Raw genomic sequence first — 19420 nt, 5'->3', positions numbered from 1 at the left:
TGTAATCAGCAACAGCTAAATCCCATTTTTTCTGCTCATAATAAACATTTCCCCGATTTTTGTAACCTTGAGCATCCTGAGGATTAATCACAATGACTTTGGTGTAATCAGCAACAGCTAAATCCCATTTTTTCTGCTTAGTGTAAAGATCCCCCCGATTGTTGTAAGCTAGGGCCAACCGAGAATTAATCGCAATGGCTTTAGTATAATCAGCTAGTGCTAAATCCCATTTTTTCTGCTTAGTGTAAAGATCCCCCCGATTGTTGTAAGCTAGGTCTAACTGAGGATTAATCGCAATGGCTTTGGTGTAATCAGCCAGCGCTCCCTGATAATCTTTCAAATCAGAACGGACACCGCCCAGCACTAAGTAGGCTTGTGGATTATCAGGTTCGAGTTTAATTGCTTGATTAATATCAGCTAGTCCGCCTTGAGTATCTTTCAAGATATAGCGGCTAGCACCCCGCAAGACGTAAGCAAGAGCAAATTTAGGCTGGAGTTTAATCGCTTGATTTAAATCTGAAAGCGCTCCCTGATAATTTTTCATCTGATAGCGTACAGCAGCCCGCGCTGAGTAGACATCAATATTATCAGGCTGTAATTTAATTACTTGATTGTAATCAGCCAGCGCTCCCTGATAATCTTTAAGCTGATAGCGTAAACCACCCAGCATTAAGTAGACTTGTGGATTATCCGGTTCGAGTTTAATTGCTTGATTAATATCAGCTAGTCCGCCTTGAGCGTCTTTCAACATATAGCGGCTACTACCCCGCAAGACGTAAGCAAGAGCAAAGTCAGGCTGGAGTTTAATCCCTTGATTGAGATCAGATAGTGCCCCTTGATAATCTTGTGACTGAAGGTGTATAAGACTTCGCATGAAGTAGTTAAAATAAAACGGCTGAATCTGAATCGCCTTATCAATTGTTGCTAGCGCCTCTGGATAGCGTTGTAAGTTGAACAATATCAAACAACGAGATAAATAAAGGCTCCCATCGTCGTCATTAGATTCAATAGCTTTGTCAATGGCTGCTAAAGCCAAGGCATATTTTTTTAAGTCTGATAATAGACTACTTTTTTCCTTCCAAGCTTCATAATAATCAGGTTTTAGCATAGTTGCTTTATCAAGAGCAGCTAAAGCTTTTTCAGGATCTTTACTTTCAGTTTTACGTAGTGCTGCACCAAGAACCAAATAAGCTTGATAAAAATCTGGTTTACGTTTAACAGTTTCTTGTAAAACAGATATTGTTTCTGAAATTTTTTTAATGCGCCACATTTGATTTGCATATTGAAACAAATCATTTTCACTAGCATCTGCTGATGGTTTTTTGATCGCAAATAATGGATGATTCGCCAACAAAGCAATTTCTGAATCCTTGATGCTTGGTGGCTTAGTGCTAACCACTTTTAATGATTCCTTCTTCAGCCCTGCTTGTGTAGCTAAACTTAAAATGCTACTACTGGGTACTCCATATCCAAAACCTATTTCAGTTTGGCTGATTTTTCTATTTTCAATACCTGCATTAATCCCAATCACTTGTCCACTAACATCTAGCACTGGTCCACCACTCATTCCAGGTAGTGACAAATTGGAATATGCTAGTCTATAGCCTCCCTCTACGAATGCCTGAAACAAAGGATTACTTTCCGCATAAAAAACTAATCTTTCTCCGGCTGAAAGGTATCCAGGAGATAGTTTTCGCTTACCTTTATCCTCTCCTGGAAATCCAGATATAAATACCCATGTTTCTATATTGCCAAAATTAGAGCCGTTATATTTAGAAGATAGCTCTCCCAAGGAAAGATTATATTTAGAAATTGTGGCGACAGAGTAAGTTTGATTACTAGTAAATTTAACCAAAGCTGCATCTATTCCCTCTGGTTTAAATATATTCTCTTGCTGCACTGCGTAACGCTTACCATCAGGGGTAACAATTTCGTAATTGTCGGGATTCTTGACTACATGACGTGCAGTAGCTACATAGTAAGTTTGTCCTTGTTTTGCAATAATTACTCCTGAACCATTCCCGTTATTTTTGGAGTCAATCTGCACGGTAATCTCTTGGGCAATATTATCAACTTTATCAATAAATGTGTTACTTGCTGGTTTTGTCGCTTGTTCCTGATTGCGCCACTGTGGAGGAATAATTGCTAAGTTAGGTGCAACTTTTGCTAAAGTTTGAATGGGGACTGCAAAACTTAGTTGTCGCAATTGCTGAAGTTGTGCGGCACTGGGTTTTGTACCATCTTGATAGGCATAAGCATCAGTTAAAATGGCATTGTTTGTTAATCCATTTATCCCGATTAATTCACCAGATTGATTTAATAAAGCCCCTCCACTCATTCCTTGTCTAACTTCGTTGGTATAACCAATTTGATAACCCCCAACTAATGGTTGAGTAGATAATAGGGAGGTTTTGCCATTACTGATAACTAATTTTTTGCTATCATCAGGAAACCCAGCAGCAAATACTTCTTGATTTTCTGATACATTTGAGGTAGTAGCTAAAGGTACAATTTGATAGTTTTCTTGGGATTGAAACTGCAAGACGGCTAAATCATTACCTTTTAAAGAATCACCTTTACTAATAACTGTAGCTGTATATATTTTTTCATCAGGTGTTTGAATTCTAGAACTTCCCTTATTGCTGATAACATGGGCGTTGGTAAGGACGGTGTAAGTTTGCCCTTGTTTACTAATTAATACTCCACTTCCACCCTTGCTGTTACTCAATACTTTGACGGTTATGGCTTGGGCTAGTTGACGAATTCCTTCTGAGGATAGAGAGTTATTTGCCAATACAGAAGTAGGTTGATTAGCTACTTGCTGGGATGTCGCAGCGTCGGTGATTGTTAGTAGGAAGCAAGTGCTTAAGATGGCGAGAATCAACGAATTGAATTGGTTCATTTTTGTATTTAGATAAAATTCCGGCATTCCTGAATAGGAATATAAATTTTTCTTTGCCTCTCTGCGTGAGTTTTTCATACCTTCAATCAGCAACGCGAAATTTCAGTATTTTGTAGAAAATCGTGGTGAATTAAGGGTTGATTTTGAAACGCAGAGGAACGCAAAGGTCGGCGCAGAGGGTAGGCAGAGTTTTATTTAGCCAAAATTGATCTTATTCCTTCTCAACGGGGGCTGTTTGCAGAAACTTCTTGATGTCAATTTTGTAGTAGACTGGTTCTTGTTTAGAACTATGCTCTAGTGGTTTAGTACCACGTCCTCTAAGAATGTCTTTGAGGTCATCGAGAATCTGTAGAGGATCATCTTGAGGTCGTAGAGTTAGCAGTGTGGTATCACAAGCAGCGTCTTCTTTTTTGGCTGTGCAAATTACTGGTTGATTATTGACTGTACCATTGGCGATATAAGCCAGACTTTGATTGTTGTAAGCAGTCTGGAATCGAGAGGATACTAGTTCACACCGTTCTTCTGGGGTAACAGTCTTACTATTAAACCATGCATATTTCCAACGTATAATGGCAATTTTGCCCCGTTCTGTCCAAGCGTAAGTAGTGGGGAAGCGCAGATTAGTTGCTTGGTCGTAACCCGAAGCACAGATAAAACGAACCTCATCATCAGCTTTCGCTTGACTAGGTATAGAAGTGATACAACCAGCAGTCAAAGCACAGCCAGTCAGTAAAGAAACGATTGGTTTTAGTTGCATAATTTTTCTCCTGAAATCCTGAAAAACAAGGCTTTTGGAATAATTGCGAATTGGATATTTTCTCACAACCAGTACAATTAGTACAGATAAAAATCAAATTTGATTCTTAAGATTCATCTTAAAATCAAATTTACACACAACTGCATCTTTGATAAAAAATTCATCTATTTCAGTTGCACAGCTATTAATGTGAAGTTTTCTTCACCATTTTCAGTATCTATCTGAGACTTGCTAAACTAAATATGGAATTTTTGCATGACAACTACTTCTTTTATTGTTATCCCCATTTTTTTAGTTGGAGAAATATAACTCTGACTTTTCACGTTCTATGGAAAAGCCCACGAAAAAACTAACCTCCTAAACGCCTTCTCGCATCGGGAAGGGTAAAAATTTAAAGTCTCTCTCCTTTTAGGAGAGAGATTTAGAGAGAGGTTTTTCAGATACCGTGAAAAGTCAGAAATACAATTGCCACTAAAACAATCTAATCTTGGGAAGTGCCAGAAAGTCAAGTAACCAAAAAATTCCTGATTAATTTGAAGCATCACTTATTAGTGAAAACTATGTTTATCGAATTTATATATTCTTTGATTTGGGTGAAATGCGAAATAATGGTATCATTCGTAGCAAAAGTTGGGTGTCATGGTACTTATTTAAGCAAAAGTTGCTATCTATAACCCCGACTTCTTGAAGAAATTGGGGTTATGGATCTAGCTTAAGAGGATGTTTTAAAAGTAGTTAGCTGTGACTTTAATCGAATTATTACCCCCCTTAATCCCCCCTTATAAAGGTGGGAAACAAGAAAATCCGGTTCCCTCCCCTTTATAAGGGGAGGGTTAGGGTGGGGTAAAGAAATATTTGATACATCAATCATGACTTTTAAAACATCCTCTAAGTAAGTGCCATTTCACACTAATTATGATTTACTACTGTAGTTAAAATAGACGAATGATAACGATAAAAATGCTGATCAATCAAGAAAAGTTTGAAAATATATATCAGAATGAATTAACGCCGAAACAAAAGAAAGTATTGCCTTTATTTTTAGCTGGACAAACGGATGAACACATAGCCAGAGAACTTGGCGCTACGCATCGTTCTACAGCTAGTCATCAACTCAGAAATATATCTACTAAATTTGGTTTTCCTCCTGAAACTGAACCAGATTATCGTTGTAATCTGATTGAAATGTTTGCCAAATATAAGCCAGAGTTAGTTAGTGTTAAAGCTTTAGAAAAATGTGGGCTTATCATCCAGAATATTCGCTTCCCAGAAGGTCTGGAACCACTAAATTCTGCTTTTTATCAAGAACGTTCTCCTACTGAATCTTGTTGTTATACTGCTATTAAAGAACCTGGCGCACTAATTCGGATTAAAGCACCTAAGCAGATGGGTAAAACTTCGCTGCTGAAGAGAATTATGGCTGAAGCCAAAAAAAGTAGTTATAGTACGGTTTATTTGAATTTTAGTTTAATAGAAAAAAATAAATTTACTAACGCTAATGATTTTCTCCGCAGTTTTTATGCTTATGTGATTAATCAATTACCTTCAGCACCTCCGTTAACAGTCTGGGATACAGACACTCCCAGTATGGTGAACTGCACTTTAACATTTTACAGATTGCTAAAACAATTAGATGGGGTTTTAGTTTTAGCTTTAGATGAAGTAGATAAATTATTTGAATTTCCAGAAATTTATGAAAACTTTTTTCCGATGTTACGTAATTGGAATGAAAATGCTAATGAGTCAGAAACATGGGAGAAATTGCGAATACTAGTAGCACATTCTACAGAAGATTATGGTCGCTTAGATATTAATCAATCTCCTTTTAATATCGGTTTACCAGTTAAATTGGAAGAATTTACTGAAGAACAAGTGAAGAGTTTAGCTATCCGACATGGATTAGATAGTAAAAATATTCTTCCGATTATGTCTTTAGTGGGGGGACATCCTTATTTGGTGCGGTTAGCACTTTATTATTTGGTATGTCAGGATGCAACTATTGGAGAATTGCTGCAAGAGGCTACTACAGATAAAGGGATTTATACTGAACACTTACGCCGACATTTAGAGACTCTCCAAGAAAATCAAGAATTAGCAAGAGTATTTAAAGAAATAGTGACTAATATTCAAGGAATTAAAGTAGAGCGAAAAAATCGGCAAATTTATCAATTAGATAGTATGGGAATGATTAAATTTAGCAATAATTTTGTAATGCCACGCTGTAGATTGTATCATGAATATTTTGGCGTAGGCGTAGCCCGCCGCAGGCATCGCTTGTAATTAAATCTAAACGAACTGCCAATACGACAAGGGCGCAGAGGGAAAATGGGATTTAGTAACTATTATAAAGTCGGTGGTAGTTTAAATGCTAATCATCGCACCTATGTAGTCAGAAAAGCAGATGCACAAATCTTTGAACTGCTGAAAGCTGGGGAGTATTGTTTTGTGTTTAACTCACGTCAGATGGGTAAATCTAGTTTGCGAGTTCAAACAATCAAAAAACTTAGAGCAGTAGGAATCAAATGTGCTTCTATTGATTTAACTATTCTTGGTAGTCACACCAGCCCAGAAAAATGGTACAAAGGTTTTGCTAATCAGTTGTTATCTAGTTTTGAAATAGATGATATAGATTTTAATAGCTGGTGGTTACAGCATGACTCTTGGACGGAGGTACAGAGATTAAACTTACTTTTAGAGTCATTATTACTGAATAAATTTACCTCTAATATTATCATTTTTATCGATGAAATTGATAGTTTAATCAAAAGTAAATTTAAAGATGATTTTTTTGCTTTAATTCGCGCTTGTTATAATCTCCGGGCTGAATCTCCAAAATATGAACGTCTAACTTTTTGTTTGCTTGGGGTAGCGACACCAGGAGATTTAATTCAAGAAAGAGAACGCACGCCGTTTAATATTGGTAGTTCAATAGAATTAACTGGGTTTAGCTTTGCAGAAGCAAAAGATGCTTTAATTCCAGGGTTAGAAAGTAGGGTAGAACATCCAGAAGCAGTGTTACAAGATGTGTTAGATTGGACTGCTGGACAACCTTTTCTTACTCAGAAGTTATGCAGTTTAATTGTACAAGAAACAGAAAATAGCTATGGTAGTGTTAATGAATTAGTTGATAATTATATCATCAAAAATTGGGAATCACAAGATGAACCAGAGCATTTACGAACAATCCGCGATCGCATTCTCCGAAATGAGCAAAAAGCTGCCAGATTACTAGGATTATATCACCAAGTTTTACACTCAAGCAAGGGAGTTTTGATAGATGGCAGTCAAGAGCAAACAGAATTAAGACTCTCAGGTTTAGTAGTTAAAAAAGACGGTTATTTAAAAGTATATAATTCTATCTATCAAGCCGTTTTTAATCGAAGTTGGCTCAAACAAGAATTAGACAAACTCCGTCCCTATAGTGCAGCAATTAATAACTGGTTAAATTCCCAACATGAACCATCCGGGCTATTGCAAGGTAAAGCCTTAGATGAAGCGCTAGCCTGGGCGGTTGGTAAAAGTTTAAGTAATTTAGATTATGAGTTTTTACAAGAAAGTCAGAAAGTTGCTACAGAATTACAAATTGAGGTAAATCAGAAATTAGCAGAAGCTACTCAAAAATTAATTAAAGCTAATCTAACCGTTAAGCGAAAGTTAGCTGATGCAAATAAAAAAGCAAAATACATAGTTTGGATTGGAGGAACTATCGCAATTATCCTCATATTAATAAGTGTGATTGTGGGACAAAATCAATTGCAAACAGCCAAAGAAGCTACAAGAGTTACACAAGTTGGCTATAACGCTGCACAGCAATTTCAATCTAAACAACTTGAAGCTTTACTTTTAGCTATGAAGGCTGGAGAAGATTTAAAACATCTGGTAAAAAATCAGTCTTCTTTGGGAGAATATCAAACAATTAGTCCCTTGTCGGCTTTACTAAATATTCTCGTGAACATTCATGAATATAATCAATTTGATAGTGGACAAACAACAGTCAATAATCTAGCTTTTAGTCCTGATGGCAAAATCATTACTTCTGGTGGTAATGATGGTAGTGTTAAATTGTGGAATCAGAATGGAACTGCGATCGCTACTCTTTCTGGTCATAAAAATCAGCTAAAAAGTATTAGTTTTAGTCCTAATGGCAAAATTATTGCTTCGGCTAGCCAAGACGGAACTATTGAACTTTGGCGGCAAAATGGTACTTTCATTAAAACCCTGTTTGGACATCAAAGTTTGGTAGTTAGTGCTACTTTTATTTCTGATAAAACTATCGTCTCTATCAGCAAAGATGGCACTGTAAAATTCTGGCAGATAGATGGTAGTTTTATTAAAACTATCTCACTCAAAAGTAATGAAATCACCAGCGCTACTATCAGCCATAATGGTGAAATTCTTGCTGTTGGGAATGAAAAAGGAAAGATTGAACTATGGAAAAGCGATGGTACTTTCATCGCAACTATTGATGGGCATAATGGTTGGGTGACAAGCATTATTTTTAGTCCTGATGGAGAAAAAATTGCTTCTGGTAGTGATGATAAAACTATTAAACTTTGGAAACTTGATGGTACTTTAATTAGAACTTTCGAGGGGCATACAGGTAGGATAAATACTCTCAGTTTCAGCCGTAATGGTAAAATAATCGCTTCTGGTAGTAGTGACCAAACTGTAAAAATCTGGCAACTAGATGGTACTCTAATTAATAACCTAGTTGGACATGGCGATTCAGTCGCTAATGTGAGTTTTAGCCCTGATGACAAAATCATTGCTTCTGGTAGTAACGACGGAATTGTGAAACTATGGAAGTTGAACGCAGATATGATGACTACATTAACTGGGCATAAACGCGGGATAACCAGCCTCAATTTTAGCCCTGATAATAAAATAATTGCTTCTGGCGGTGACGATGGTATTGTGAAACTATGGCAGCGAAATGGAACTTTCATTGCTAACCTCCCAGGAGATCAAGGTTGGGTAAATAGTATCAGTTTTAGCCCCGATAGTAGAACTATTGCCGTTGTAACTGATGAAGTAATTGCTAAAATTTGGCAGCAGAATGGTACTCTAATTCATCTTCTGACTGAGTACAAAGGGGTAGCAAGTCTTAGTTACAGTCCTAATCAAGAAATGATTGCTTTTGGTACTGACAAAGGATCTATTAAACTTTTGAAGTCGGACGGAACTTTAATTAAAACCTTCGGTGAACATAAAAATTGGGTAACAAGTGTCAGTTTTAGCCACGATGGTAGAATTATTGCTTCTGGTGGCGATGGCGAGGATAAAACTATCAAACTTTGGCACTTAGATGGAACTTTAATTACTACTCTAACTGGACATAGAAAGGGTATTAATAGTATCATTTTTAGTCCTGACGACAAAATTATAGCTTCAGGAAGTACAGATCAAACTATCAAACTTTGGAAAAAAGATGGGACTTTAATTACTACCCTGACTGGACATAATGATTCAGTAAATAGTGTCAGTTTCAGTCCCGATGGAGAAATTATAGCTTCTGGAAGCACAGATAAAACTATCAAACTTTGGAAAAAAGATGGAGTTCCCATTACTACATTGATTGGACATAAAGGTTCAGTAACCAGTATCGGTTTTAGCCCCGATGGAAAAACTCTTGCCTCTGCTAGTAAGGATGGTAAGGTAATTTTATGGAGTTTGCAGTTAGATGATTTACTAGCACAGGGATGTCAATGGCTCCAAGACTATTTTGTAACTCATCCTGAAGCTCGAAATAGTTTGTGCCCATAATTAACGGAATCGTCAAGTTTGAATTATGAAATAATAATTAATCATAAATTAGCATGACAGAGAAATGGCTTTCTATTGTCGGCATTGGGGAAGATGGATTGCAGGGATTAAGCGCGATCGCTCGTTCTCTAGTCGATCAAGCTAAAGTAATTGTAGGAGGCGATCGCCATTTAGCAATGCTCCCTACAGATGACCAACGTGAGAAACTAGTCTGGGCATCTCCGATTAGTGTTTCAGTTGAGGAAATCATCCAGCGTCGGGATCAGTCGATTTGCGTACTCGCAAGCGGCGATCCGATGTGTTACGGCATTGGTGTTACCTTGATGCAGCGAATTCCAGTCTGCGAAATGACGATTATCCCTGCACCTTCAGCCTTCAGCCTCGCCTGTGCCAGGGTGGGATGGTCTTTAACTGAGGTGGAAACGTTGAGTTTAAATGGTCGTCCATCCTCCCTACTCCACTCTTACATCTATCCAAAAGCGCAGCTGTTGATTTTGAGCCAGGGGAAGGACACACCCGCCATTGTTGCCGAAATTTTGACAAATCGCGGCTATGGTGGCAGTAAAATCACCGTCTTAGAGCGTATGGGCGGCACTCAGGAAAGAATTGTGTCAGGTACGGCTGCATCCTGGAGTGAAACTGAAGTTGCTGCTTTGAATGCGATCGCAGTTTATTGTATTCCTGATGCTGGGGTTGTCCCTTTACCAAAGTTACCAGGATTACCAGATAACGCCTACCACCATGATGGACAGTTAACGAAGCGTGAAGTTAGGGCAATCACCTTGGCAGCTTTGGCACCCACACCGGGAGAATTATTGTGGGATGTTGGCGCGGGTTGCGGCTCAATTTCTATTGAATGGATGCGGAGTCATGCTCGTTGTCGGGCGATCGCGATCGAACAAAATTCTTCTAGACTACTATATATTGCTGATAATGCCGCCACTCTCGGTACTCCAAATCTGCAAATCATTGAAGGTAAAGCGCCCCACGCTCTGAAAGACTTGCCAGCACCAGATGCGATTTTTATTGGTGGTGGGGTGACAGCAACGGGACTTTTTGATGTCTGCTGGGAAGCATTGCGATCGGGTGGGCGTTTGGTGGCAAATGTGGTGACGGTAGAGGGTGAGCAAACCTTATTTCAATGGCATGAACGAGTCGGTGGTGATTTAACTCGTATTGCCATCCAACGGGCGGAACCTATTGGTAAATTTTTGGGCTGGCGAGCAATGACGCCTGTGACGCAATGGGTAGTTGTGAAGTCTGAAAAATTTAAAGAGTAGTAGGACTTACGCAAAATTCTCTCAAAAACCTGATTTGTCGTAGTGGTAATTCATGAATTACCGCTACTTCGGAACTTTTTTACGTAAGTTCTGAGTAGTAAAGACTATAGCGCTTCTGGGTTGAGTGCAATAGACCTCTTGCAACCCACCCCACCCCCAGCCCCTCCCCGCAGGCTCTTAGGGGAGACAAAGCGTAGCTTTGGCGGGGTAGGGTTCTTATTTTTGATTTACAGCTATTTTCAGGTAAATAGACCACGCGGTAGGGGCACAGCAATGCTCATTGGTGTCAACTTAAGGTAGAAGTTAGAGAAGTTAGGCAAGGCATGCTTTCGAGGTTTCACCCTCACAAGAACAGCCCCTCTCCCAATTTTGGGAGAGGGGAGCAAATTCTCTAGTTCCCCGAATCCCAACTTGGGATTCGGGGTTAGGGGATGAGGGCAAAACGCCTTCTCAAAGCAGATTTTTTCTGAAGTTGACACGCATGAGCTTTTTCTGTGCCCCTACGACAGATGTGGTTCAAATATATGAAAACTGCTGTATGCAAGAGGTCTAATGAGCAAATTATTGCCGCGTATAAATATGTTCAAACTTGGTTTTGAGTTTCTCAGTCATCACTGCCAAAGCTACTGCTAATAGAGAAGCAAAAACTGTACCGATCTGACTTGACCCATCTGTAACTATAGCTAAAAGTGCCATTGCGATCGCCACACCAACTAACCCCTGTTTCAGATTATTTATAACTTGATAGGCTCGATTACAAGAACTACAGATCAGTGTGTGTCCCGTAAGTCGGTCTAGCGTCATTGGCTTTTGGTTATACTCGCCATGATTTTCAGCCTGCTTTGATGTAGAATAGCCACGATAAAACGGCAAAGATGCCCCAAATTTATCCAGCCACTTACGGTACTCCAACACAAATGTGTCACTAGTCTTGAGCGGCAAATATACTTCTTTGAGATTTTGTGCTAATCGCTCAATTTCTGTCTGTAGTCCAACAAGAAATACCGAATCTTCATCTAATATTTTATTTTGATGTAAATGTTTGAACCAGCGAGGGTTAAGTTTTTCAGACCATGTTAAAGATCGCCAATATTTTCTGATCAGAACGCGGCACTTTCCCCTGCCTAGAGGAATTGCATATACAGCATTTCCAGAATAAAAACTATTTGCTTGGCTGCCAAATGCATATATCACTAAATTAGGGGCGACGAAATCTATATTAGACCAGTTTGCATTCGGTGTCCGCGTTCTGCGATATCTGCCTCGAATTCCTTTTGCGGAACTCTCGATTATTTCCATTTCTAGCGGTTGGGCGTTTTCTCGTTTAGCATTAATTTCAGTGCGATCGTGGCTGATCGAAACGTGAGCTGGATCTACGGCATTTTCAATAAAATAGCTTTGGTCATAAGGAATATCTGCTACATAATCTAGGCAGATACATTCCGGCTTGTCCAATTCCGCTATGGTTGGGATCAATTCTTCATCAGCAGCTTTCAGTTCGCCAAACCAGACCCAGACTATACCTTGGCGTTCTACAACTTTAAAAGATGGCAAGCAAGCATTGCTAGGAATTTTGGCATCTGTTGGTAACTGGGGAATGTGCAGACATTTGCCATCAGTAGCAAACTGCCAGCCGTGGTATAGGCACTCAATTCTCCCATCGATAATTTGCCCATCCGAGAGTTTAGCAGCGCGGTGGGGACAACGATCTGTTAAACACCCCAATTTGCCATCTTGATTTATGAATAATACAAAAGGTTCATTATAGAGGGAAAAGCTGTGAGGGCGGTCTTTCGCTAAATCTTGCCGGAAGGTTATAGGATACCAGCAGTTTTTCCAGTTAAACTCTTGGCTAATTTCTGGTATCGGGAAAGTGACAAAAGGTTGTTCTATCTCTGGTTTATCAGGAGTAATTGTCATATATTTTCGTTCTTTTTATGGTTTTTAAAATACTATAACAACTGCTTTTTTAGCTGGGTGGCTTATCTATAACTCAATACGCTTCAGGTTCAGTTAAGGAAAGTTATCTATTGAGGCAGGTAGGGGGAGAGAAAAAGGCTTATCTCAAGCATATTCACCTCTAACTCTGATTAAATAGGCAGGTATAAATAAATGAAAGTTTATAGTCAGTGCTATAGTTCTTATGCTGAACGCTCTGAAGTGTTCATAAACAATCGAGTGTACTTTATACTTAATAATTGCACTCACCTAGTTAACATTGTTTAGTGAATGTAAAAAGTACTGAATTTAGATATAAAAATTAATATAACTTAATCATAAAATATATTATATTACCATGGCTTGACATCTAATAGGATGTTTCAAAAGTCACAATTCCTACTAGCCCTGGCGACTGGAAGTCGCGGCTACACAGACAAAACCCACCTGCGTGGGTTAAAAACCTTGATTTTGTATTAGTCCACGGAGGTGGACTTTGCTTGTGTAGTAGCGAATTCTATTCGCCCAATACTTTTCAAACATCATCTAAGATTACAATATCTTACAACCGGAAATATTAATTTCTAACCCACCTTCGGCACCTGGTAATATCAAAAAAGCTAAAAGCTATACTTAAAAAAATAATTTATTTGAGTAGTCAGGGAAACCTAAGATTTGGAAATGAAAGCAACAACCTACAGAAAATTAATAGCAAAGCAACTGAATCCAGATTTTAAATCTGCCGTTGAAGTTGTCGAGATTCCTATTTCACAACCTACTGATAGTCAACTTTTAATTCAAAACAAATTTGCTGGCGTTAATGGTGGCTTTGACACCTTACTTTGTCGTGGTAATGTTCCATATATTAACTCAATTCCTCCCTTTGATCTAGGTGTGGAAGCTGTGGGAAAAGTTGTCGCTATCGCTGAAAATGTTAAAGATTTTCAAATAGATGATGCTGTCATAACTACATTGCGTGGTGGCGGTTATCGAGAATATCAGGTTATCGATGCAAACTTAGCCGTGAAGGTGCAGGAAGCAACGCCAGAATTGCTAACACTAATACCTACAGCTATATCAGCTTTGGTGGCATTGGAACAAGTGGGAGAGATGCGAAGTAATGAAGTGGTTTTAGTGACAGCAGCAGCAGGGGGAACTGGTCATATTGCGGTGCAATTGGCAAAGTTAGCTGGTAATCATGTCATTGGTACTTGTAGTTCTGAGGCGAAGGCAAAGTTACTGAGAGAATTAGGGTGCGATCGCATTATCAACTATCGCACAGAAAATCTCAATCAAATCCTCAAGCAAGAATATCCCAATGGGATTAATCTCGTTTTTGAGTGTGTAGGTAAAGCCGTATTCGATACTTGCGTTGAAAACTTAGCAGTGCGGGGACGCTTAGTAGTCGTTGGTTTTATCTCCGAATACGCAAATAATGTCGAGCAAATTACCCAATCACGCATCTATCAGCAGCTATTTTGGAAATCTGCTTCTGTGAGAGGCTTTCTCATGCCTCATTATAAAGAATATATACCAGAGGCACGCGATCGCCTTTTAAACCTGTTCTACACAGACAAACTTAAAGTTGCCGTTGACTCAACACAGTTTCAAGGCATAGAATCAATACCTGATGCTGTAGAATATCTTCTCAGTGGTCAGAATTGTGGGAAAGTGGTGGTGAGGTTTTAAGTAACACGGTATTAGTTTGTACAGGAGTTGTATTTGATTTTTGAAAAAAATCAGTACACCCCGAAAAGGCTTCTTCCCATTCGCCTACGCTCACGGCAAGCCTACTCCCTGTCTACGCAAATAATTTCAAAAATCAAAGCAGACTGCTATATCCGGTTGAGGTGAGAATGACACAAGATTCAGAAAATACTTTAAAAGTTGCTCAACAAGCATTTGATCATTTTACGCATGGTCTAGCAACAGGAAATTGGGAACCATTCTTAGATATGCTTACAGAAGATTTTACCCTTTGGTTTCCAATGGGAAAATTCCACGGTTTAAATGTGGGAAAAGAGCGAACTAGAGAATTTTTCGACTACGTTTTTGAATCCTTTAATCCGGGTTTGAACCTGACTGGTTTAGACCGTGTTACCAGTAATGAAACAACGGCTGTTTTTGAGTTTCGAGATGAGGGAGTTTTGTTAGGACAGCTTTACAAAAATCGGGTAGCAGTTTCTTTTGATGTGCGTGGAGACAAAATTTGTGGCTATAGGGAATATTTTGGCAGCGACGGTAAATCGTATTAAATAATTTGTAATTACGAATTACAAATTACGAATTATTTAATACTGTTTTGTTAGTTTCTCTCAGGGTTGAGTTCGTTGATTTCTCTGCACTTAGCCTCTGCGGCTTGATATGCTGTTAAATAGTCTTGACCACCTAACATGACATCACCGTAATATTCATAAGGTGGATCATCATAAATTGGTAATGGGTCATCTTCTGGATAATCTTCTTTCGATTCTTCAATGATGGCTTTCAGTTTTTTAACGGTCAGCCTTTGTGCTGCAAAATACCAGAGTTCTTGGGGATTTTTGTTCAGGTGCGGTAATGTGGGATCGATAATGCGTACAATAGAGCCATTGTCTGAGGTATCGTCTAGCTCGATCCAACTGTGTTCAACCGGTCTGTATGGCTTTCCAGGAAAAGCTAAAAATCCCTGAATATATCTTGCTCCCTCAGTTGACAATGCTGCTTTGTAAGCATTATCAAACGGAGTGCTAGCTCTGCTGTTTATGCTTTCAGCAATTTTGATTGACAGCGTTTCATCCAATAGTTTGTTCATCAATAGCAAGGATTAGAGCAGCCATGAAAACATATTACCATTGCTACTCACCGTCTTGGTTATAAGATTGTGGCGATCGCACTTTTATTCCCGCTTACCTACTTATGTTTATTTATAAAATTATGGGTTTATGGGGGGATCAAGTTTTATCCGAACTGTCTTGGGACGACAGGGGCTTCCCCAACAAACTTTCCCAGAGGGCATATTAGTAAAAACACTACTACGAGCGCCAATCACAGCATTAGCCCCGATTTGCACTCCCGGCCCAATAAAACAATCTGCCGCTACCCATGCACCATTGTCAATGGTGATACTCGCTGTTTTCAACCCAAAGGCCGGGTCTTGGAGATCATGACTACCAGTACATAAGTAACTTTTTTGGGAAATTACGCAGTGTTCACCGATGGTGATCTGATCGAGGCTGTATAAAACTACGTTATCTCCAATCCAACTGTAGTTCCCAATGGTGACTTTCCAAGGGTAGGTGAAGCGGGCGGTGGGTCGAATTAATACGCCTTTGCCGATACGAGCGCCAAATAATCGTAGCAAAGCACAACGCAGAATATTTAACGGTTGAGGAGTGAGAGGAAAGGCGATCGCTTGTACAAACCACCATAATAAAATATACCAACTTGCACGCCCCCGGTCAAACCAAGATTGGTCATATTTACGTAAATCTACGAAAGGTTGGTCATTTGTCATTTGTCATTTGTCATTTGTCATTTGTAGAAACGCGATTAATCGCGTCTGTATAGGATTTAGGAGTCAATAGTCAATAGCTTTTCCTCTGTTCCTCTGCTCCCCTCCTCCTCATCTCCTTCTTTCGGTGTAGTTGCAGTATTTAAGTGACCACCACAGTTGCGTAATTCGTAAAGTTTAACGCCAATTTGATATTCATATTGACTCAGCAAGCATGCATAAATATATCCTGCTTTGCCATCCAAAAAACCGCGTTGAATAATATAAAACAAAACAAACCGTAAAATGGGTTTAAATGGCAGGCGTACCCACACTTTTTTCAAAAAGCGCTTGCGTTGCACGGCATCACCAAATAGATTGGCACTGATGGTACCGCTATCATCTTTACCTGCGAGAATATTAAAATAAACACTAGCTTCCCAGTTGGAATAGCGGTTGTGTCGTTCTAACCAGTGATAAAGGTCGCGGAAGTCTTCGTGGAGCATATCATTTTTGAGATACCCAACTTTCCCCTGCAAAATCACATGTTCGTGAACTTCGTTATCACCAGTATTGAGAATATCTTCTGTATGTAAATTTTCGTAGCGACCATTTTTATGTTGAAATAAACGTAAATTCCAATCGGGATATTTCCCACCATAGCGAATCCATTTTCCTAAGAAAAATACGCGGCGGTTGAGATAATAACCTGTATATTCCTTGTTTTGAATTACCTGGTCAATTTCTTCCCAAAGTTCGGGGGGTATGCGCTCATCGCAATCTACAATTAGCACCCATTCGTTGCGAAAAGCTAGATTATCTAAAGACCAATTTTTCTTTTTGGGCCAGCGTCCATTGAAGTTGAATTGCACGACATTTACACCGTGACTTTTAGCAATTTCAATGCTGTTATCGGTACTTTGAGAATCTACTACAAATATTTCATCTGCTCTGGTGAGGCTAGCTAGGCAGGCAGGCAAGTTTAGTTGTTCGTTTTTTGCCGGAATTAGTACTGAAACTGGTATTTTAGATGACATATGAGTATAAATTATGTTATTGGTTATTTCTTATTTGATGTGGATAAAAGACCTTGAATAGCAGCATTTAAATAACCAATCTGACCGTAAGCATAAACAAGTTTGTCAAACCGTTCTGCTGGATCAGAAAAATATTGCAATGCCTTATACAAGCCGCGCACAAACCGTTCGCTACCTCGCTGCAATTGAGCGATACCGGCTTTACCACTGAGTTGTTCTCGATAGCACTCACTGATACCCTGCCACCAGCCTCGATTTAAAAACCAGGAGCGTTGAAGGCGCTCTGGAGCAATATTGTGAGCAACTAGTGCTTCGGGAAGATAAGCGACTTGCCAACCACGCTCTAGGGCAAATTCGGTCATTTGCAGTTCTTCATTTGATAATAGATTTTTCCCCACTCGACCGAGATGAGGATCAAAACCGCCAATTTCTTCTAGGAAACTGCGGCGGATGGAGTAATTTAAGCCTCTGGGGGTTGAGCCAGGTTGCTCAATGTAGATGGTAGTGTCACCCAAGTCGTATGCACCCAGATTTGCAGCTAGGCCCGGAGATAGCCACCGTGGTTGTTGGATTCCTGAGGGCCAGATGAGAGTGACTTTGCCACCTGCGATCGCTAGCTTAGAATTATTGTAGGCAAAATATAAAACTTCTAGCCAGCGATCGCAGGCTACGGCATCGTCATCCAAATAAGCAAGGATATCACTACTAGCTACTTTTGCACCCGTGTTACGGGCGACAGATAAACCAATAGTGGGTTCAAAGACATACTTCAGGCGCGGATTATTGTGGGTTCTTAGTTCTACAACCTCACGAGTGCGATCGCTAGACCCATTATCAACTACCACAACTTCAAAGTCAGCAGCAAAATTCTGCGCTAAAAGACTATCAATTGCAGCCCCTAAATAGGTATCTCGATTGTGGGTACAGATAATGGCAGAGATTTGGGTGTCTGGCATAGATTTAATTTTGGACTTTAGATTTGGGACTTTCCTGCAGAACGCTACGCGTAGCTTGCTTCTCCGTTCGCGGAGCGTCTCCTAGAGAAGGAGTACGGCTACGCTCAGTCGAACGATTTGAGATTAAAATCTTAAATCCAACGCACAGCTGCTGAGAGTTAATCTAAACTAAAAGTTACTGACCCACCAACCGAGTTTTTTCGGAGATGTCTTTTAAAACTTCACGTTTGTTGAATATGTCCGTGTAAAACGACGAGAGTTTGGGCTAGTTGACTCAGACGGGTTTCCAAAGATTGTTTGCGCCCCAACAGTTGACGTAACTTTTGGTAACGAGCGATCGCCATACTAACATTGGGAACCTGATCTGATGGACATGGGCGCGACCAGACTTTACCAGCATCGTCTACACCACAGAGGCGATAGCCAGTAACAGATGATTCATAAGATACTTTTCCACCAGTCGCGCAAATTTCTTCTACGTAGTTCATCAGGCGGTCAACTTCTGCATGGCGCAGTGTTGCGGTTCCTCCCGCTTCTGATTCCTGGGAATTGGATTCTAACCAACCATTAACAATTGGTCCTTCTAAATAAATATCCTGAATTTGCTTCAAAATATTTTGTAATTCTGTTTGCCATCCGGCGACAGTTTCCTGAATTTCTTGCAATAGATTCATCGCCAATGCTGGATTGGCACCGTGGCGATGGCTACTAAAACTCGGAGTTTTCAACTTGGGTAGGCTGGGTATTTTGCTACCATTGTCTTCTGCTTGAAAGGTCTGCACAGAGTCATGGTGAGGAAAGAAATTTTGTTCAGGAGGATAATCACTCTCAGTATTTACGCCCAAGTTAACTGTTTGTCCTTGTGTATTCAGTTCCCCATCCTGGGAAGATGCAGTTTGTGTACTTTCCGTGGGTTCGTTAGCTCCGACGCTGATTCTAAAAGAGAAAGGCCGTTTTGTGGTCGAATCACCTGTTTCGGCGGCAGAGGCAGTGCCGCGATTCCCTAAATCGTGTAGAGTTGCTTCTATGCGTTTTAAAGCTGCGTTCATAAAGACATCCTAAAGTTTGCTGTCCCCAGTAGTATTAAATAATTAAGAATGGGGTTGTTGGGGCATCAATGATGCTGGTGCTAATTTTATACCTTAAAAGTTATTTAAAACCAAAAATCTCACCGATGAAGTAAAAAAGTGCGGTGAGAAATTGCAACCATAGGGATATTGTTAAAATAGTCAGAAAAGAACTTTGGGTAAAATCATCTTAGTAACAGGACCAGCACGATCTGGTAAAAGTGAATGGGCGGAAACTCTGGCTATGC

14 protein-coding genes are annotated in these 19420 nt (G+C 39.7%); 6 read left to right on the top strand and 8 right to left on the bottom strand.

Annotated elements, in window-relative coordinates:
• Together ACYTXL_RS16220 and ACYTXL_RS16215 are read right to left on the bottom strand one after the other, a co-directional pair.
• Positions 1 to 2902 (bottom strand): tetratricopeptide repeat protein (locus tag ACYTXL_RS16220; RefSeq protein WP_461925635.1); only part of this gene is annotated, 2902 nt, incomplete at its 3' end.
• Between the two features lie 211 nt (positions 2903 to 3113).
• Complete coding sequence (locus ACYTXL_RS16215; protein WP_461925634.1) at positions 3114 to 3659, bottom strand: COP23 domain-containing protein; 546 nt, start codon at positions 3657 to 3659, stop codon at positions 3114 to 3116.
• A 945-nt stretch (positions 3660 to 4604) separates the two neighbouring features.
• On the opposite strand from ACYTXL_RS16215, the gene ACYTXL_RS16210 reads away from it, so the two are divergent.
• Genes ACYTXL_RS16210 through cbiE form a run of 3 tightly spaced genes read left to right on the top strand, consistent with a single transcriptional unit; the run spans position 4605 to position 10702 of the window.
• Positions 4605 to 5939 (top strand): AAA-like domain-containing protein, encoded by a 1335-nt coding sequence (locus tag ACYTXL_RS16210; RefSeq protein WP_461925633.1) that lies wholly within the window; start codon positions 4605 to 4607, stop codon positions 5937 to 5939.
• 45 nt (positions 5940 to 5984) lie between these two features.
• A complete protein-coding gene (locus tag ACYTXL_RS16205; protein WP_461925632.1) occupies positions 5985 to 9422 on the top strand; it encodes a WD40 domain-containing protein in 3438 nt (1145 codons plus the stop codon).
• 53 nt (positions 9423 to 9475) lie between these two features.
• Positions 9476 to 10702, top strand: a complete 1227-nt coding sequence (cbiE, locus tag ACYTXL_RS16200; protein ID WP_461925631.1) for a precorrin-6y C5,15-methyltransferase (decarboxylating) subunit CbiE — start codon at positions 9476 to 9478, stop codon at positions 10700 to 10702.
• A gap of 561 nt (positions 10703 to 11263) precedes the next feature.
• On the opposite strand, the gene ACYTXL_RS16195 is transcribed toward cbiE, so the two are convergent.
• The gene (locus ACYTXL_RS16195) at positions 11264 to 12622 is read right to left on the bottom strand and encodes an aromatic ring-hydroxylating dioxygenase subunit alpha (protein WP_461925630.1); all 1359 of its coding nucleotides are present in this window, start codon (positions 12620 to 12622) and stop codon (positions 11264 to 11266) included.
• 699 nt (positions 12623 to 13321) lie between these two features.
• Here ACYTXL_RS16195 and ACYTXL_RS16190 point away from each other — a divergent pair.
• On the top strand, positions 13322 to 14329 hold the full coding sequence (locus ACYTXL_RS16190) for a zinc-binding dehydrogenase (protein ID WP_461925629.1): 1008 nt from the start codon (positions 13322 to 13324) through the stop codon (positions 14327 to 14329).
• 167 nt (positions 14330 to 14496) lie between these two features.
• Entirely contained in the window at positions 14497 to 14895 is a 399-nt protein-coding gene (locus tag ACYTXL_RS16185; protein WP_461925628.1) for a nuclear transport factor 2 family protein, read from the top strand.
• Between the two features lie 50 nt (positions 14896 to 14945).
• Here the strand turns inward: ACYTXL_RS16185 and ACYTXL_RS16180 are convergent, their stop codons facing one another.
• The 5 genes from ACYTXL_RS16180 to ACYTXL_RS16160 form a co-directional block, all read right to left on the bottom strand.
• Positions 14946 to 15434 carry a hypothetical protein gene (locus ACYTXL_RS16180; RefSeq protein WP_461925627.1) on the bottom strand — a complete coding sequence of 163 codons (489 nt, stop codon included), beginning with the start codon at positions 15432 to 15434 and terminating at the stop codon, positions 14946 to 14948.
• Between the two features lie 120 nt (positions 15435 to 15554).
• Complete coding sequence (gene hpsU, locus ACYTXL_RS16175; protein ID WP_461925626.1) at positions 15555 to 16136, bottom strand: hormogonium polysaccharide biosynthesis acetyltransferase HpsU; 582 nt, start codon at positions 16134 to 16136, stop codon at positions 15555 to 15557.
• A gap of 56 nt (positions 16137 to 16192) precedes the next feature.
• The gene (locus tag ACYTXL_RS16170; RefSeq protein WP_461925625.1) at positions 16193 to 17149 is read right to left on the bottom strand and encodes a glycosyltransferase family 2 protein; all 957 of its coding nucleotides are present in this window, start codon (positions 17147 to 17149) and stop codon (positions 16193 to 16195) included.
• Positions 17150 to 17172: 23 nt separating this feature from the next.
• Complete coding sequence (locus ACYTXL_RS16165) at positions 17173 to 18105, bottom strand: glycosyltransferase family 2 protein (protein WP_461925624.1); 933 nt, start codon at positions 18103 to 18105, stop codon at positions 17173 to 17175.
• Positions 18106 to 18326: 221 nt separating this feature from the next.
• Positions 18327 to 19154: a hypothetical protein gene (locus tag ACYTXL_RS16160; protein ID WP_461925623.1), complete on the bottom strand. Its 828-nt coding sequence runs from the start codon at positions 19152 to 19154 to the stop codon at positions 18327 to 18329.
• A 193-nt stretch (positions 19155 to 19347) separates the two neighbouring features.
• Between ACYTXL_RS16160 and ACYTXL_RS16155 the strand changes: the two genes are divergently transcribed.
• Positions 19348 to 19420 (top strand): bifunctional adenosylcobinamide kinase/adenosylcobinamide-phosphate guanylyltransferase (locus tag ACYTXL_RS16155; RefSeq protein WP_461925636.1); only part of this gene is annotated, 73 nt, incomplete at its 3' end.

The sequence above is a fragment of the Nostoc sp. genome (assembly GCF_054880495.1).
The sequence above is the reverse complement of the archived record's forward strand: the minus strand, read 5'-3'. Positions and strand labels throughout refer to the sequence as shown.

Coding starts and splice junctions, on each gene's coding strand:
- hpsU (WP_461925626.1), bottom strand. CDS start 16,136: ATGACAAATGACCAACCTTTCGTAGATTTACGTAAATATGACCAATCT.
- ACYTXL_RS16215 (WP_461925634.1), bottom strand. CDS start 3,659: ATGCAACTAAAACCAATCGTTTCTTTACTGACTGGCTGTGCTTTGACT.
- ACYTXL_RS16210 (WP_461925633.1), top strand. CDS start 4,605: ATGATAACGATAAAAATGCTGATCAATCAAGAAAAGTTTGAAAATATA.
- cbiE (WP_461925631.1), top strand. CDS start 9,476: ATGACAGAGAAATGGCTTTCTATTGTCGGCATTGGGGAAGATGGATTG.
- ACYTXL_RS16190 (WP_461925629.1), top strand. CDS start 13,322: ATGAAAGCAACAACCTACAGAAAATTAATAGCAAAGCAACTGAATCCA.
- ACYTXL_RS16160 (WP_461925623.1), bottom strand. CDS start 19,154: ATGAACGCAGCTTTAAAACGCATAGAAGCAACTCTACACGATTTAGGG.
- ACYTXL_RS16180 (WP_461925627.1), bottom strand. CDS start 15,434: ATGAACAAACTATTGGATGAAACGCTGTCAATCAAAATTGCTGAAAGC.
- ACYTXL_RS16205 (WP_461925632.1), top strand. CDS start 5,985: ATGGGATTTAGTAACTATTATAAAGTCGGTGGTAGTTTAAATGCTAAT.
- ACYTXL_RS16165 (WP_461925624.1), bottom strand. CDS start 18,105: ATGCCAGACACCCAAATCTCTGCCATTATCTGTACCCACAATCGAGAT.
- ACYTXL_RS16195 (WP_461925630.1), bottom strand. CDS start 12,622: ATGACAATTACTCCTGATAAACCAGAGATAGAACAACCTTTTGTCACT.
- ACYTXL_RS16170 (WP_461925625.1), bottom strand. CDS start 17,149: ATGTCATCTAAAATACCAGTTTCAGTACTAATTCCGGCAAAAAACGAA.
- ACYTXL_RS16185 (WP_461925628.1), top strand. CDS start 14,497: ATGACACAAGATTCAGAAAATACTTTAAAAGTTGCTCAACAAGCATTT.